The sequence below is a fragment of the Streptomyces cyaneofuscatus genome (assembly GCF_033109485.1).
Taxonomy (GTDB): Bacteria; Actinomycetota; Actinomycetes; order Streptomycetales; family Streptomycetaceae; genus Streptomyces; species Streptomyces cyaneofuscatus.
In genome coordinates this window covers 2,775,148-2,790,904 of record NZ_CP137002.1, presented here as the reverse complement: position 1 = coordinate 2,790,904, position 15,757 = coordinate 2,775,148, and the positions used below count along the sequence as shown (strand labels likewise).

Annotated in this window: 16 protein-coding genes; 11 read left to right on the top strand and 5 right to left on the bottom strand. The window is 71.5% G+C overall.

Features of this window, described 5'->3' with window-relative positions:
* The first annotated feature begins 56 nt into the window (after positions 1 to 56).
* The 3 genes from R2B67_RS11730 (at position 57) to R2B67_RS11720 (ending at position 2,507) form a co-directional block, all read left to right on the top strand.
* On the top strand, positions 57 to 650 hold the full coding sequence (locus R2B67_RS11730) for a hypothetical protein (RefSeq protein WP_317817716.1): 594 nt from the start codon (positions 57 to 59) through the stop codon (positions 648 to 650).
* Between the two features lie 149 nt (positions 651 to 799).
* Complete coding sequence (locus R2B67_RS11725) at positions 800 to 1,219, top strand: hypothetical protein (RefSeq protein WP_109979353.1); 420 nt, start codon at positions 800 to 802, stop codon at positions 1,217 to 1,219.
* A gap of 76 nt (positions 1,220 to 1,295) precedes the next feature.
* A complete protein-coding gene (locus tag R2B67_RS11720; RefSeq protein WP_317817715.1) occupies positions 1,296 to 2,507 on the top strand; it encodes a putative hexosyltransferase in 1,212 nt (403 codons plus the stop codon).
* Between the two features lie 65 nt (positions 2,508 to 2,572).
* Here R2B67_RS11720 and R2B67_RS11715 read toward each other — a convergent pair whose 3' ends face one another.
* Positions 2,573 to 2,977 (bottom strand): DUF192 domain-containing protein, encoded by a 405-nt coding sequence (locus R2B67_RS11715; RefSeq protein ID WP_237327688.1) that lies wholly within the window; start codon positions 2,975 to 2,977, stop codon positions 2,573 to 2,575.
* A gap of 104 nt (positions 2,978 to 3,081) precedes the next feature.
* Here R2B67_RS11715 and R2B67_RS11710 point away from each other — a divergent pair, with 104 nt between their 5' ends.
* From R2B67_RS11710 to R2B67_RS11700, 3 genes are all read left to right on the top strand, one after another.
* Positions 3,082 to 3,906: a prepilin peptidase gene (locus R2B67_RS11710; RefSeq protein ID WP_317817714.1), complete on the top strand. Its 825-nt coding sequence runs from the start codon at positions 3,082 to 3,084 to the stop codon at positions 3,904 to 3,906.
* Positions 3,907 to 3,994: 88 nt separating this feature from the next.
* The gene (locus R2B67_RS11705; RefSeq protein ID WP_317817713.1) at positions 3,995 to 4,822 is read left to right on the top strand and encodes a class I SAM-dependent methyltransferase; all 828 of its coding nucleotides are present in this window, start codon (positions 3,995 to 3,997) and stop codon (positions 4,820 to 4,822) included.
* A gap of 127 nt (positions 4,823 to 4,949) precedes the next feature.
* Positions 4,950 to 5,402, top strand: a complete 453-nt coding sequence (locus R2B67_RS11700; protein ID WP_317817712.1) for a hypothetical protein — start codon at positions 4,950 to 4,952, stop codon at positions 5,400 to 5,402.
* A gap of 55 nt (positions 5,403 to 5,457) precedes the next feature.
* Here the strand turns inward: R2B67_RS11700 and R2B67_RS11695 are convergent, their stop codons facing one another.
* Positions 5,458 to 6,663: a winged helix DNA-binding domain-containing protein gene (locus R2B67_RS11695; RefSeq protein ID WP_317817711.1), complete on the bottom strand. Its 1,206-nt coding sequence runs from the start codon at positions 6,661 to 6,663 to the stop codon at positions 5,458 to 5,460.
* A 355-nt stretch (positions 6,664 to 7,018) separates the two neighbouring features.
* Positions 7,019 to 8,068, bottom strand: a complete 1,050-nt coding sequence (mgrA, locus tag R2B67_RS11690) for an L-glyceraldehyde 3-phosphate reductase (RefSeq protein ID WP_317817710.1) — start codon at positions 8,066 to 8,068, stop codon at positions 7,019 to 7,021.
* Between the two features lie 221 nt (positions 8,069 to 8,289).
* On the opposite strand from mgrA, the gene R2B67_RS11685 reads away from it, so the two are divergent.
* From R2B67_RS11685 to R2B67_RS11670, 4 genes are all read left to right on the top strand, one after another.
* Positions 8,290 to 9,051 (top strand): isoprenyl transferase, encoded by a 762-nt coding sequence (locus tag R2B67_RS11685; RefSeq protein ID WP_030561350.1) that lies wholly within the window; start codon positions 8,290 to 8,292, stop codon positions 9,049 to 9,051.
* A gap of 395 nt (positions 9,052 to 9,446) precedes the next feature.
* Positions 9,447 to 10,769 carry an RNA 5'-3' helicase PhoH2 gene (locus R2B67_RS11680; RefSeq protein ID WP_272899579.1) on the top strand — a complete coding sequence of 441 codons (1,323 nt, stop codon included), beginning with the start codon at positions 9,447 to 9,449 and terminating at the stop codon, positions 10,767 to 10,769.
* A 390-nt stretch (positions 10,770 to 11,159) separates the two neighbouring features.
* The gene (locus R2B67_RS11675) at positions 11,160 to 11,885 is read left to right on the top strand and encodes an aggregation-promoting factor C-terminal-like domain-containing protein (protein WP_018510282.1); all 726 of its coding nucleotides are present in this window, start codon (positions 11,160 to 11,162) and stop codon (positions 11,883 to 11,885) included.
* Positions 11,886 to 12,005: 120 nt separating this feature from the next.
* A complete protein-coding gene (locus tag R2B67_RS11670; RefSeq protein WP_317817709.1) occupies positions 12,006 to 13,415 on the top strand; it encodes an AI-2E family transporter in 1,410 nt (469 codons plus the stop codon).
* 79 nt (positions 13,416 to 13,494) lie between these two features.
* Here the strand turns inward: R2B67_RS11670 and R2B67_RS11665 are convergent, their stop codons facing one another.
* Entirely contained in the window at positions 13,495 to 14,028 is a 534-nt protein-coding gene (locus tag R2B67_RS11665; RefSeq protein WP_018510280.1) for an alkyl hydroperoxide reductase, read from the bottom strand.
* Positions 14,029 to 14,040: 12 nt separating this feature from the next.
* Positions 14,041 to 14,595 carry a peroxiredoxin gene (locus R2B67_RS11660; RefSeq protein WP_007452441.1) on the bottom strand — a complete coding sequence of 185 codons (555 nt, stop codon included), beginning with the start codon at positions 14,593 to 14,595 and terminating at the stop codon, positions 14,041 to 14,043.
* Between the two features lie 134 nt (positions 14,596 to 14,729).
* Here R2B67_RS11660 and R2B67_RS11655 point away from each other — a divergent pair, with 134 nt between their 5' ends.
* Positions 14,730 to 15,704, top strand: a complete 975-nt coding sequence (locus R2B67_RS11655; RefSeq protein WP_018510279.1) for a hydrogen peroxide-inducible genes activator — start codon at positions 14,730 to 14,732, stop codon at positions 15,702 to 15,704.
* The last annotated feature ends 53 nt before the right edge of the window (positions 15,705 to 15,757 follow it).

Below are 15,757 nucleotides of genomic sequence, written 5' to 3'. Positions count from 1 at the left end.
GAAGGCGGATGACAGCTGGCGAGGGCTGACGAGGCCGGAGGGGGGCGGGGGTGTCGATGAGTGCCGGGTTCTTCCACTCGTACCACCTGGGCTGGACCCGGCTGGACGCCGCAACGCTCCTGGGTGACTTGGAGGCGGAAGGGCTTCGCTCAGGGCATCCGGTGACCGGGCGGACCGTGCTCGTCAGCCTGGACCACCCCTCGTCCGGCGCCCGTTCGCCGGTGACGCGCGAGCAGCTTCTCTCTCTTTCCGGTCTGCAAAGGCTCCAGGAGGTCGGATTCCGGCTGTGGGTGGACGAGGGGCCCGACCTCCTCGTACGCATACGGCGTGCGCGCGGCGGTGTCGTCGCCGTCGAGTTCTCCGTGGGGGAGCTGCCGCCGCTGGAGCGCGAGCGGGCGGTGAGCGCCATCCGGCGGACCGTCGGCCGGGCCTCTGTCCTCTGCATCGGCTTCGTCGTCGACCGGAGCGGCGCGACGGCCGGCACCGACTGGGACGGGGTCGTCATCGAGGGATCGGCGCCCCTCGAGTCCTGGCCGGATGCCGTCGCCGTACGGGAGGAAATCGCCCACAAGCACCCGCAGTTGACCGTCATGGACTCCGTCGCGATCTCGCCCTGGAAGGTGTTCGGGAGCGCGGTCCCCAGCCTGTGAGAGCGGCGGCCGCATGTGCCCCGGGCATGGGTCCTCGGACCCAAGACGCCTACCGGTGGCAGGAGTTAGCGTCTGCCGTCGTAACCGATCAAGGAAACCGGTCAAGGGAACCGGTCAAGGGAACCGGTCAAGGAAACCGATCGAGGAAGGTGACGGCAGACGTGCAGACGGCGGAGCAACTGACCCTGACCGACGAGGAGTCCCGGCTCCTGCAACTGGGCCTGATCGAGTGGTGCGGCCCGGCGCGCTCCACGGAGGAGTTCGCCGTGGCCATGGGCTTCGACGGTACGGAGGATCTCCACCACCGCTCGCTGCGGATCCGGGCCGCCCTGATCGCCCGGGAGGCGCTGGAGCCGATGGACTGGGCGCGGGCGCTCCTCGCCACCGAGCTGGCCTTCGCGAGCGATGTGGTCGGCTCGGGCTACGAGTGGTCCACCACGACCGGCTGGTCCGACGAGACGACCGTCCGTGTCTTACGGTCCACCCAGCTGAAGCTGATCCGCACGGTCGCCCCGCTCGTCGGCCACGGCCTCGGCACCCGCCCGGCCCTCCGCCCGGCGATCGGCTGACGGGCCCACGACCCGGCACGGGACCGCCCTGGTGCTGAGGTCGGGACCGCCCGGCCCGGAGGAGATAATCGGCAATATGTCCGATCACCAGCTCCGTACCCGGATGCCCGGCGCCCCCGCCCCGGCTGCGGCCCCGGCCCCCCGCGGCCCCGGCCCCCGCACGGCCGCCGCACTCCGGGCCGCCGCTCCCGCGCTCGCGGTCTACGCCGCCGTCCGGGCCCTGGGGCTCCTGGCTCTCTGGGCAGCCGCCCAGGCCTCCGGCAAGGACCCCCTCGCGCGGCTCACCGGGCGCTGGGACTCCGTCTGGTACCAGCGCATCGCCGAGAACGGCTACGGCTACACCGCCACCCTCCCCGACGGCACCCTCCACCCCGACCTGGCCTTCTTCCCCCTCCTCCCGGCCCTGGAGCGCGGGATCTCCGAGGTGACCCCGCTCACCCTCGGCGGCGCCGGCCTCCTGGTCGCCTGGACGGCCGGGCTGCTCGCCGCGTGGGGCATCTTCGCCGTCGGGGCGGAGCTGTACGGGCGGCGTACGGGGGTGGTGCTGGCCGCACTGTGGGGCGTGTACCCGACGGCGTTCGTCCAGTCGATGGCGTACACGGAGACGCTCTTCACCGCCCTGGCCGCCTGGGCGCTGTACGCCGTCCTCAAGGCCCGCTGGCTGGTGGCGGGTGCCCTCTGCGTCCTCGCGGGGCTCACCCGGCCCTCCGCCGCTGCCCTCATCGCGGCCCTGGCCATCACGGCCGCGGTCACCCTCGTACGCGAGATCCGGGCGGGGAACGGCCTCGGGCCGGTGCTCCGCCCCAACGCCCGCATGATCGCCGGGGTGGCGCTCGCCCCGCTGGGCTGGCTGGCGTATGTGGTGTTCGTCGCCGTTCGCGAGGGCAGCCCGTTCGCGTACTTCGACGTCCAGGCGCAGTGGGGCAACAGCATCGACGGCGGCCGCGCGCTCGCCGCCTTCATCGCCGGGCTGCCGCTGCCCGCCGCCCTCGGGCTCTGCGCGGCGCTCGGGCTGCTCGGCTGGCTGGTGGTGCTCTGCGTACGGCAGCGGCAGCCGTTGCCCCTCCTCGTCTACGGCATCGCGATCGTCGTCATCTCGCTGATCGGCGCCGGGTACTTCGGCTCCCGGCCCCGCCTGATGATGCCCGCGTTCCCGCTGCTCCTCCCGCCCGCCGCCGCGCTGGTACGGCTGCGGGGCACGGGACGCGCGGCCGCCGTCATCGCCGCACTGGCCTGCGCGTCAGCGGCCTACGGAGCCTGGACCCTGCTCGGCGCGGGCCCTCCATAAGCTCTCAGCAGACCTCCGTAAGCCTCAGCAGACCTCCGTAGCCGCTCCGCAGTCGCTCCGCAGCCCTACGGGGTGCCGGGCGCGGGCTTCCCCCAGGACGTACCCAGCGCCCGCAGCTCCAAGCGGACGCCCGGCCGCACCCCCCACCGCTCCATCGCCCCCGCCTCCGCCTCCACCACATGGCGGGACCGCAGCCGGGGCAGACCGAGGCGGCCCGGCTCCATCGTGCGGACCGCCAGCACGGTGAACTTCCGGTCCAGGTACGCCACATCGATGGCGAACCGCATCCGGAAGGTGTGCACGCTCCCGGCCGGCGTGAGCAGCAACGCCCCGTCGATCCCGTCCCGCCCCAGCAGCCCGCGCGTACGGGACCGGTACGAGGCCGCTATCCGCAGCGGCACCTCCCGGGCCCCCGCGTCCCCGCCGACCGTCAGCGTCCCGTCGCCATCACGCCAAGTCCTCGTCCTCATGGGCACCGACCGTAACTCCCCGAGCCCACCCCTGGGTCCCGAACGGTGAGGAGTGGGCCCCAGGACCCAAGCCCCCTGTCCGCGCGGCCGATTAGGGTCGTGGCGTGGACCTCGTGCTGCTCGCCGTCGCCGCTGTCTGGGGTGGTGCCACCGGACTGCTGATCCCGCGCGCCGCGTACCGGTTCGCCGTCGAACCCGAGGAGCCCTGGCGCACCGCCTGCCCCGCCGGGCACGCGTTCCCGGGCCCGCTCGGCGGCTGGTGGGGCCCGGCCCGCTGCACGCCGTGCGCATCCCGCGTACAGACCTCCGTACGGTACGGAGACGAGGCCGAGGACCCCGTTCCGTACGGGGAGGGGGCCCACGGAGACAAGCCCCCCGCCCCCCTCCCGTACGCCCCCGGCGCCCTCGCCCCCCTCATCACCGTCCTCGCCTGCCTCGCGCTCGCCGCCGCCACCGGGGCCCGGCCCGAGCTGGCCGCGTGGCTGCTCCTCGCCCCGCCCGCCGTCCTCCTCGCCACCGTCGACCGCCGCGTCCACCGGCTGCCCGACCCGCTCACCCTCCCCCTGGCAGCCGCGGCCGTCCTGCTCCTCGGCGGGGCCGCCCTGCTCCCCAAACACGCCGGATCCTGGACCTCCGGGCTCCTCGGCGGGCTGGTGCTCGGCGGTTTCTACCTCCTGCTCTTCCTCATCAACCCGAACGGCATGGGCTTCGGCGACGTGAAGCTGGCCCTCGCCCTGGGCGTCGCCCTCGGCTGGTACGGCTGGGAGGTGCTGTTCCTGGGCGGGTTCGCCGGGTTCCTGTTCGGCGCGGCGTACGGACTCGGGCTCGTCCTCCTGCGCCGGGCGGGGCGGAGGACCGGCATCCCCTTCGGCCCGTTCATGATCGCGGGGGCGCTGACCGGGGTGCTGCTGGGGGCCCTGGCGGCTTGAGCCCCCGGGCCCGGGCCCGGCAGGTGAACAACCCGTACGCGCCGGAATCCATTCGCGCCACCCGCCCCCGGCCTGACACGATCCCCGTATGTCCGAACAGTCCCCTCCTCCCCCTCCGCCCCCGCGCTCCGAATCGGCCTTCTCCTCCGCCGCCTCCCGCGACCGGTTCGAGGCCCTCGTCGCCGAGGCCGACTCCGTCTCCGTGGACGGGTGGGACTTCTCCTGGCTTGAGGGCCGGGCCACCGAGCAGCGCCCCTCCTGGGGGTACGCCCGCGCCATGGCCGGCCGGCTCGGTGAGGCCCGTGCCGCGCTCGACATCCAGACCGGTGGCGGCGAGGTGCTCGCCGCCGCGCCGAAGCTCCCGCCGGTCACCGTGGCCACCGAGTCCTGGCCGCCGAACATCGCCCGCGCCACCGCCCTCCTGCACCCCCTCGGCGCCGTCGTCGTCGCGGACGCGGACGAGCCGCCGCTGCCCTTCGGGGACGGCGCCTTCGACCTGGTGGTCAGCCGGCATCCGGTGACCACCTGGTGGGAGGAGATCGCCCGGGTGCTCGCCCCCGGCGGTACGTACTTCTCGCAGCAGGTCGGCCCGGCGAGCGTCTTCGAGCTCGTCGAGTTCTTCCTCGGCCCGCAGCCGCCCGAGGTGCGCCGCGCCCGCGACCCCGAGGACGCGCGCGCCGCCGCAAAGGCGGCCGGTCTTGAGGTCGTCGATCTGCGTCCGGAGCGGCTGCGCACCGAGTTCTTCGACATCGGCGCGGTGGTCTACTTCCTCCGCAAGGTGATCTGGATGGTGCCGGGATTCACCGTCGAGCAGTACCGGCCCCAACTGGCCGCGCTCCACCGGAAGATCGAGGAGGAAGGGCCGTTCCTCGCCCACACCACCCGCTTCCTGATTGAGGCCCGTAAGCCCCTGTGACGTATCAACGAGTGTCAACCTGCTTACTCCGGACGCCAGTTCAGCCTTGCCCGCCAGGCAACGCGATCGTGCGAGCCGCCGTCCTACACGGTGGGAGCAGGCCCAGCGAGGGAGACGGGGAGCGGCCATGACGGTGGAGAGGGAAGAGTACGGCAGCGCGGTCGGGCGCCCTCGAAGCCCCCGGAGCGGCAACTCCGACTGGCTCACCGGTTCCCGGATCACCGCTGTGCAGGGGGTCTTCTACCGGCCCGAGGGGCGCGCGGGCGAGCCGGAGGCCGTGGAGTTCGTGTTCGACCGGGGCGAGTCCGTCCTGCTGACCTGCACCTCCGACTGGACGTTATGCGTCACCCCGGGCGCCTGGCCGCTGCTGCCCGACTGGTGCGTACCGGCGAACCAGTGGCAGCACGCCCCGCTGACGCAGCTGCCGCCGGTCCCGTACGAGGGTGGCTGGACGGTCGTCGGCACGCTGGAGCGTACGGACGGGTGCGGCGAGGTCCACGAGGCGGTGATCCGCTGCCGGGAAGGCGACTTCGTGGTCGCGGCGGGGGACACCCTGGCGGTCCGCTTCCACCCGCACTGAGGGCGCCCCGCCGACAGCCCCGGCCCCCGACGCGTACGCCCCCGCCCCCACGTCCCTACGCGTGCGGCCCCACCGACACCGCCCCCACCGTCAGCTCCGCCCGCCCCTCCATGATCGCGCCCACCCGCTCCACCTCGTCCTCCAACTCCCGCAGCCGTTCCGCCGGCAACGGCTCCGACGGCTCCAGCGGCTCCACCGTGACCGTGATCCGCTTCCCCGAACGGCGCTGGTGCCAGACGCCCGCGACCGTGCCGTCCACCAGCAGCACCGGGTAGTTCCCCGCCTGCCCGCCCCCGAGCGCCCGCTCGAAGGCCCGGCCGGGGAAGAGCCGCTCGCGGGGCTGCGAGGCGATGGCGAACGCGTCGAAGTAGGGGAGCAGGCGCACACCTCGTACCGGACCGGCCGGGAAGTCCGTGTCGCCCGCCACCACCCAGGCGGGCCCGGCGTCCTCGAACACCACCTCCTCGATAGCCCCGGAACCGGAACCGGCACCCGCACCGGCCAGCGAGGCGAACAGCCCCTCCGCCCACCGCTTCGGCGCGGCGAGCCAGCGGGCGAAGTGGGCCGGGGTGGCCGGACCGTACGCGTACAGGTACCGCTTCACCAGCTCCGCCTGCGCATCCGGCCCCGGCAGCGGGGTGTACCCGGGGTTCGTGTAGGTCGCCCGGCGGCCCCGGTTCGGGGCGTAGGCCAGCACGCCCCGGTGTCCCGCCAGGTGCAGGACCTGCCGCCAGCGCGGCCACATCTCCTGGAAGCCGGGCATCACCCGGTCCCCGGCCCACGGCCCGGTCCGGGCGACGACCTCCTCGGAGAGCTCGTCGACGGTGAGCTCCGCCCCGGTCAGCGCCGCCCCGATCGCCGCCACGACCTCCTCCACCTGGTCGGGGGTCATCCGGGCGTCCTTGGGGAACGGATTCGGGCCCGTCGGTACGGCGGAGAGCGCGCCGGTCCACAGCGGCAGGTCCGCCGCCGGCAGGAGGTGGACCGTGCCGCGCGGCCCGAACGTCTTGACCAGGGTCCGCCGGTCCGCGTCCTCGGTCCACAGGGCGGTACGCACATCCGTCCGCGTCAGGCCCGCGCCGCGCAGCCCCACCGAGAGTTCGGCCGCCGACAGCACCTGGGCGTGCGTACCGAGCATCGCGCCGACCGCCTCGGCGGGGGAGAGGCCGGGCACCGGGCCCGACAGGTGCTGGCGGGCCAGCCTCCGGGCGTTCGCCTCGGGCCAGGTCACGGTCACGTATCCACGGGCTCGGGTCGTCATGCCACGAACCTAGAACCCCTTCAGGCCAACTCCTGTCCTCAAGCGCCGCCGCCCCGCTCCACTCGGCGTCAAGCCCGCGCCGTTCCGCACCCCCTCGATACCGGGGACGAATCCCGGCCCGGAAGCCCCGTCGAAGCCCTGTCCGACGGGCCTCCTCCTGGCTCGTTACGGAGTCCGGCGTATCCGGAGCGTAGTTGTGGAGTGGCGCGGCACGCGGCAGGACTTACGAAGGGTTATGGTGGAAACCCCCCCTCGGGCCGGTCCGTATCCCCCCACGGACCGGCCCGTTTTTTCTGCCCGGGCTGCTACAAACCCCGCAAACCCCGCGCGACCAGCCGTGAGCCGCGTCCGGCCGTCAGCCGCGTCCGGCCCAGATGTTGGTGCCCTCGGTGTCCACGGCGAAGGCGTCGATCTCCTTCAGCTCCGCGGCCGTCAGCGCCGGTCCGGCCAGCGCCGCCACGTTCTCCTCCAGCTGCTTCACGCTCGACGCGCCGATCAGCGCCGACGTCATACGGCTGTCTCTGAGCACCCACGCGATGGCCAGCTGGGCGAGCGACTGGCCGCGGCCCTGCGCGATGTCGTTCAGGCCGCGCAGCCGGCGCAGGACCTCGTCCGAGAGCAGGCCCGGGTCCAGCGACTTGCCCTGGGTGGCGCGCGAGCCCTCCGGGATGCCCTTCAGGTACTTGTTCGTGAGCAGGCCCTGGGCGAGCGGCACGAAGGAGATGCAGCCCATTCCGGCCGCCTCCAGGGTGTCGAGCAGGCCGTCGTCCTCGATCCAGCGGTTGATCATGGAGTAGGACGGCTGGTGGATGAGGGCCGGGACGCCCATCTCCTTCAGCAGCCGGGCCGCCTGAGCCGTCTGCTCCGCGTTGTACGAGGAGACACCGACGTACAGTGCCTTGCCCTGCTGGACGGCGGACGCCAGCGCGCCCATCGTCTCCTCCAGCGGGGTGTGCGGGTCGAAGCGGTGCGAGTAGAAGATGTCGACGTACTCCAGGCCCATCCGCTTCAGCGAGGCGTCGAGCGAGGACAGCAGATACTTCCGCGAGCCCCACTCGCCGTACGGGCCGGGGCGCATCAGATAGCCGGCCTTGGTGGAGATGACCAGCTCGTCCCGGTACGGGGAGAAATCCTGCGCGAACAGCTTGCCGAAGTTCAGCTCGGCCGAGCCGGGCGGCGGCCCGTAGTTGTTGGCCAGGTCGAAGTGGGTGACCCCGAGATCGAAGGCGCGGCGCAGGATCGCCCGCTGGGAGTCCAGCGAACGGTCGTCGCCGAAGTTGTGCCACAGGCCCAGCGAGAGGGCGGGCAGCTTGAGCCCGCTGCGGCCGGTGCGGCGGTATTCCATCGTGTCGTAGCGCGTGTCGGCAGCGCGGTAGAGGAGGTCGGGGGAGAGGTAATCAGTCACTTTCCCTCCTTATCACGGAGTTGTGACAGACCGGGTTGGGCCCCCGTGACCCGATCGCAGTAATGTGGCGGCTTCGGGGAAAGCCGACGTGCGGCGCGGCTCATACCCGCGCGGGTCCGTGCGGACCGCGCGGCGCTCCCCTGCGGGGGCTGACCCCGGACGACCCCCGGCGACGGGGAGGGCGGGCCCCGGGCCCGTACGGAACCGAGAGGGTGAACTCAGTGAACTTCCGCGACCTGGTGTACAGGCTCTACGCGCGCCGGGTGGAAGGCCGCCTGGACCACGATCAGGTGCCGAAGCACATCGGGGTCATCCTCGACGGCAACCGCCGCTGGGCGAAGGCGTCCGGCGGCTCGGCCGTGCAGGGTCACCAGGCGGGCGCGGACAAGATCTCCGAGCTGCTCGGCTGGTGCAGCGAGACCGATGTCGAGGTCGTCACCCTCTGGATGCTCTCCACGGACAACTTCGACCGGCCCGAGCACGAGCTCAAGCCGCTCCTGGGCATCATCGAGAACACCGTGCGCAACCTCGCCGCCGACGGCCGGTGGCGCGTCCACCACGTCGGCACCCTCGACCTGCTGCCCGCCGAGACTCAAACGGTGCTCAAGGAGGCCGAGCAGTCGACGTCCCATGTCGACGGGATAATCGTCAACGTCGCCGTCGGTTACGGCGGCCGCCAGGAGATCGCGGACGCCGTGCGCTCGCTGCTCCTGGAGCACTCGGAGCGGGGCACGACCTTCGAGGAGCTGGCCGAGATCGTCTCCACCGACCTGATCTCCGAGCACCTCTACACCCGCGGCCAGCCCGACCCCGACCTGGTGATCCGGACGAGCGGCGAGCAGCGCCTGTCGGGCTTCATGCTCTGGCAGAGCGCCCATTCGGAGTACTACTTCTGCGAGGTCTTCTGGCCGGCCTTCCGGAAGGTCGACTTCCTGCGGGCGCTGCGCGACTACGCCGCCCGCCACCGGCGCTACGGGGCCTGAAAGGCCCCCCTTCACCCGTACGGCCCGATGACTCCTCTATATAGGGGAGTCATCGCGTATATACGGCGTCATCGCGCGTCCACCGGGACTTCTCCACACCGTGTCATATGCAGCGGCATGGCTTCGGGCCGAACAGGGAATACCCCTGACAGGTCGACATCCGGTCACCAACCAGGCGGATGTCGCATCCAAGTGAGCGGCACCCAGTCCGCTCGCCCGGGAGGCCCTTTGCACACGAAGGCCCGTAGCCGTGGACGCAGTCAGCCTGCGGCCGACGTGGTGGCCGTGGTCCGGCCCGCGCACAGGGGCCCGATCCCGGTCCGTCCTCTCCTATCGGGAAGCTCCGCGACCGTTCGTCGCACTCCCCGACCTCGTCCGAGGGGGTACGTCCTTCCGTGGTGACCAGTAGCAAGCGCCGCATGCCCGACAGGCGCACATACGTTCTCGACACCAGCGTCCTGCTGGCCGATCCCGGAGCCATGGCCCGCTTCGACGAGCACGAAGTCGTGCTGCCGATCGTGGTGGTCACGGAGCTGGAGGCCAAACGGCACCATCCGGAGCTCGGATACTTCGCCCGGCAGGCCCTGCGCCTGCTGGACGACTTCCGGATCCGGTACGGCCGGCTGGACGCCCCGATTCCGCTCGGGGATCTGGGCGGGACGCTCCGCGTCGAGCTCAACCACTCCGACCCCGGCGTCCTGCCCGCCGGATACCGGCTGGGGGACAACGACTCACGGATTCTCGCGGTCGCGCGCAACCTCCAGGCGGAGGGGTACGACGTCACGGTCGTCTCCAAGGACCTGCCCCTGCGGATCAAGGCCTCCTCGGTCGGCCTCCTCGCCGAGGAGTACCGCGCCGAGCTCGCCATCACCGACTCCGGCTGGACCGGGATGACCGAGCTGTCCCTCTCGGGGGAGCAGGTCGACCTGCTCTTCACCGAGGAGAGGCTCTACGTCCCCGAGGCCGCCGAGCTGCCCGTCCACACCGGGCTGGTCCTCCAGTCCGAGCGCGGCAAGGCGCTCGGCCGGGTGACGGCCGAGGGCAATGTGCGGCTCGTGCGGGGCGACCGGGAGGCCTTCGGCATCCACGGCCGCAGCGCCGAGCAGCGGATCGCCCTGGACCTGCTGCTCGACCAGGACGTCGGCATCGTCTCGCTGGGCGGCCGGGCCGGCACCGGCAAGTCGGCCCTCGCCCTCTGCGCCGGTCTTGAGGCGGTGCTGGAGCGCCAGCAGCACAAGAAGGTGATGGTCTTCCGCCCGCTGTACGCGGTGGGCGGCCAGGAGCTCGGCTATCTCCCCGGCAGCGAGGCCGAGAAGATGAGCCCCTGGGCGCAGGCGGTCTTCGACACGCTCTCGGCGGTCGCCGGGCGCGAGGTCATCGAGGAGGTGCTGGGGCGCGGGATGCTGGAGGTCCTGCCGCTCACCCACATCCGCGGCCGCTCGCTCCACGACGCGTTCGTGATCGTGGACGAGGCGCAGTCCCTCGAACGGAACGTCCTGCTGACCGTGTTGTCCCGGATCGGGGCGAATTCGCGGGTGGTGCTCACCCATGACGTGGCCCAGCGGGACAACCTCCGGGTCGGCCGGTACGACGGAGTCGTCGCCGTGGTCGAGAAGCTGAAGGGTCATCCGCTCTTCGCCCATGTGACGCTCACGCGTTCGGAGCGTTCCCAGATCGCCGCACTGGTGACCGAAATGCTGGAGGAAGGCCACATCTGACCTGCATGTCCTTGTTCGTGCCGCCCGGCGAGCCAAAGATCTTAGCCGGGCGGCATCGTGTTGCGCCGTCATTTCCGCGAAACCGATGACCCAAACGGGGTGTGACCTTTCCCACGCAACACAGAATTGCCCCCTGGCGTCCCCGTCCGGCAGAGTCTTGCTTCCGTCAGGCCCCGCATACGGCACTTGGGCACCTCCAGAGGCGCCACGCACCACACAACTCCACACGCGACCGCCGTATGCCGCCCGCGAGCACCACGCGGCGACCCCTCCACCGGGATCGTCCAACGGGCCCGTGCCTCCCGTGACCCACGCAGTAGGGAGGCCAGCGCCAGGGGCACGAACGCGCCCGCGAGGTCACCTAAGCGGACGATGCTGGAAGGACACCATGTGAGCCGGATCTCGGTCCGGGGGTTCGCCGTGGCATCTGCCACTGCGGTCACCACCGTTGGCGCCGTCGTAGGCGTTGCTGCGGGCGGCGCACCGGCCGCCGACGACAACAACTTCGAGGCTGCCGCAGCCGACACCACGCTGCTCGCAGACATCCCCGCGGGCCAGCAGGCCCAGGTCCAGACCGCTTCGCTGACGCAGCAGGCCGATGCCCAGGCATCCGCTGCCGACTCCGCCGCGAAGAAGTCGGCCGAGGAGTCCGCCCGCCTGCAGGCCGCCAAGGACGCCAAGTCCAAGAAGGCCGCGGCCGAGGCGAAGGCCGAGGCCGAGCGGCTGGCCGAGGAGAAGGCGGAGAAGGAGAAGAAGGAAGCGGCCGAGCGTGCCAGCCGGTCCTCCGTCCGCGACGCCTCCTCGTTCGCCGCGCAGGGCTCGTACACCGTGGCCCAGGTGCAGGCGATGGCCCGTCAGATGGTCCCCGCGGACCAGTTCCAGTGCTTCAGCAACATCGTGAACCACGAGTCGACCTGGAACTACCGCGCGACCAACCCGTCCTCCGGCGCGTACGGACTCATGCAGGCCCTCCCGGGCCACAAGATGTCCTCCGCCGGCGCCGACTGGCAGACCAACCCGGCCACCCAGATCAAGTGGGGCCTCAGCTACATGGACAGCCGCTACGGCTCCCCGTGCGGCGCCTGGTCCTTCTGGCAGGCCAACAACTGGTACTAGGGGCGAACAGCCCTCCCGGAGCCCCCCACCGCGAACGCGGTGGGGGGCTCCGCGCGTGTACGGTCGCATCCGGCGAACCTGGCAGCGCTGGGGAGCGAAGTTGGGGGAAGGGAAAGAGACATGTCAAAACTGCCAGGCTGGCTGGGCCGCTTCGGGTCCGAACTGACGGAACTGGGCTCACGCCTGGAAGAGCGCCGGGCGCGCGCCCACGGCGACGACGACCCCCACGGGTCTTCGGACACCGCGGACCTCGGTCAGGTGCCCGCGCCGCCCACGTACGCCCCTACCGTCGCCGCCAAGCCCGATCCGGTCGCCGCGATCCCGTGGGGGATGCGGGTCGCGGCCGAGGCGGGGTGGCGGCTGCTCGTCCTCGCCGGGACGCTCTGGGTGCTGATGCAGGTGATCACCGCCGTGGAGCTGGTGGTGCTCGCCTTCTCCGCCGCGCTGCTCATCACCGCGATGCTCCAGCCGACCGTGGTCCGGCTCAAGCGGTACGGGCTGCCGCACGGGCTCGCCACCGCCGTGACGGCCGTGCTCGGGTTCGTCATCATCGGTCTGGTCGGCTGGTTCGTGGTGTGGCAGGTGATGGAGAACCTCGACACGCTCTCCGACCGGGTCCGCGACGGCATCGACGAGTTGAAGCGCTGGCTGCTGGACAGCCCCTTCCACGTCACCGAGTCGCAGATCAACGACATCGCCAAGAACCTCAACGACACCATCGGCACCAACACGGAGGAGATCACCTCCGCCGGTCTCCAGGGCGTCACCTTCATGGTGGAGTTCCTCACCGGCCTGCTGCTGGCGATGTTCTCCACGCTCTTCCTGCTCTACGACGGCCGGCGCATCTGGGAGTGGACGCTGAAGCTGGTGCCCGCCGCCGCCCGGCCCGGCGTCGCCGGCGCCGGGCCGCGCGCCTGGCGGACGCTGACCGCCTACGTGCGCGGCACGGTGCTCGTCGCCCTGATCGACGCCATCTTCATCGGCCTCGGGCTGTACGTCCTCAACGTGCCGCTCGCGGTGCCGCTGGCCGTCTTCATCTTCCTGTTCGCCTTCATCCCGCTCGTCGGTGCCGTCGTCTCCGGAGCGCTGGCGGTGGTCGTCGCGCTGGTCACCGAAGGCGTGTGGACCGCGCTCTGGGCGCTGGTCGTGGTGCTGGCGGTGCAGCAGATCGAGGGCCACATCCTCCAGCCGTTCATCCTCGGCCGGGCGGTCCGGGTCCACCCGCTGGCCGTGGTCCTCGCGGTGGCGACCGGCGGCCTGGTCGCGGGCATCGGCGGTGCGGTCGTCGCCGTACCGCTGGTCGCGGTCACCAATACGGTGGTCGGCTACCTACGGTCGTACGGTGCCCCGCGCACGGTCGGCGGCCAGCACGGGGCGACAGCGCTGGGGGTCGCGCCGACCGGGCCGCCGGCCGCCCCGGACGCGGTGCTGGAAGGGCCGCCACCCGAGCAGGCCACCCCGGTGGTGTTCCCCGATCCGCCGGAGGACCGGGACCCGTCGCAGGGTGAGCCGCCGGACAAGCAGCCGTAGGCGGAACAGCAGAAGAAGAGCCCCGAGGACGGTCGGTCGTCCTCGGGGCTCTTCCCGTAAGCAGGGGTGGTGCGGGTGACTACTCGGCGAGTACGGCCTCGGCGTCGAGGGTCACACCGACCGCCTGGATCACCGAGGCGACCTTGACGGCCTCCTGGATGGTCTCGCGGTCCACGCCGGCCTTGCGGAGCACCTGCTCGTGGGAGTCCAGGCACTGGCCGCAGCCGTTGATCGCGGAGACGGCGAGCGACCACAGCTCGAAGTCGACCTTCTCCACGCCCGGGTTGCCGATGACGTTCATCCGCAGGCCCGCGCGGAGCGTGCCGTACTCCGGGTCCGACAGCAGGTGCCGGGTCCGGTAGAAGACGTTGTTCATCGCCATGATGGCGGCCGCCGACTTCGCCGCGGTGTACGCCTCCGGCGAGAGGTTGGCCTTCGCCTCGGGCTCCAGCTCACGCAGCACCTTCGGCGAGCGCGAGGCGATCGCGCAGGCCAGCACGGTGCCCCAGAGCTGCTGCTTCGGGAGGTCGCTGTTGCCGATGACCGAACCGAGGTTCAGCTTCAGGTCCTTGGCGAAGTCCGGTATGGCGGACTTCAGTTCGTCGAGTGCCATGTCCGTATCAGCTCACTCGCCCGAGAGGAGCGCGACCGGGTCGAGGGTGTTCTCGCCCTTGGTCCAGTTGCACGGGCACAGCTCGTCGGTCTGGAGCGCGTCGAGGACCCGCAGGACCTCCTTGGGGTTACGGCCCACGGAACCGGCGGTCACCATCGTGAACTGGATCTCGTTGTTCTGGTCGACGATGAAGACGGCGCGCTGCGCGAAGCCGTCCTCGCCCTCGATGCCGAGGTCACGCATGAGCTCGTGCTTCGAGTCGGCCAGCATCGGGAAGGGCAGGTCGGTCAGGTCCGGGTGGTCCTTGCGCCAGGCGTGGTGCACGAACTCGGAGTCACCGGAGAAGCCGAGGACCTGGGCGTCCCGGTCGGCGAACTCCTCGTTCAGCTTGCCGAAGGCGGCGATCTCGGTGGGGCACACGAAGGTGAAGTCCTTCGGCCACGCGAAGACGATCTTCCACTTGCCCTCGTAGGTCTTGTGGTTGATCTGCTCGAACTCCTTGCCGCTCTCCAGCGAAACACAAGCAGTCAGGTCGAACTCGGGGAACTTGTCACCGACAGTGAGCACGCGCTCTCCTTGCAGCGTTCGGAAACTCCCCTTTGGGGAGATTTCCTGAGGGTTGGACGAGATCCACCTTGGCACAGAGTGCATTGATCAGGGAAATAGCTACACTCGGTCGTGATGATCGGAGGTGCCTATCAGTGGGCCAGGGAAAACCGGGCATACGCCCTCAGAAGCCGGCCAGGCAGTCCGCCAAGCAGCCCAGCCTGTCGCAGCTCCGCGCCTTCGCGGCGGTGGCGGAACATCTGCACTTCCGGGACGCGGCGGCAGCAATCGGGATGAGTCAGCCGGCACTCTCCGGAGCCGTCTCCACCCTGGAGGAGGCACTGGGTGTCCAGCTCATCGAGCGTACGACGCGCAAGGTGCTGCTCTCGCCCGCCGGCGAGCGGCTCGCGGCGCGGACCGGTGTCGTGCTGGAGGCCGTCGCCGCGCTGATGGAGGAGGCGGAGGCCGCCCGGGCGCCGTTCACCGGGGTGCTCCGGCTCGGCGTGATCCCGACCGTAGCCCCGTATCTGCTGCCCACCGTGCTCCGGCTCGTCCACGACCGCTACCCGGACCTCGACCTCCAGGTCCATGAGGAGCAGACCTCCTCGCTGCTGGAGGGGCTCGCCGCCGGACGCCTGGACCTGCTGCTCCTCGCCGTGCCGCTCGGGGTCCCCGGAGTGAGCGAGATCCCGCTCTTCGACGAGGACTTCGTGCTGGTCATGGAGCAGGACCACTGGCTCGGCGGCCGCGCCGACATCCCGCGCGACGCGTTGCGGGAGCTGCCGCTGCTCCTCCTGGACGAGGGCCACTGCCTGCGCGACCAGGCCCTCGACATCTGCCGGGAGGCCGGGCGTACGGAGGGGGCGCCGGTCACCACGACCGCCGCCGGGCTCTCCACGCTGGTGCAACTGGTCGCGGGCGGGCTCGGGGTGACGCTGCTGCCGCGCACCGCCGTCACGGTCGAGACCGCGCGCAACGACGCCCTGGCCACCGGGTACTTCGCCCACCCGGCCCCCACCCGGCGGGTGGCGCTGGCGATGCGGACCGGGTCGGCACGGGGCGGCGAGTTCGAGGAGTTCGCCGCGGCGCTGCGCGGGGCGATGGAGCCGCTGCCGGTACGTCTCGTCTGAGCGGAAAGGCCGGTGCGGCCAGGAGGTTGCCCCTGGCCGCACCGGCCCGCTTC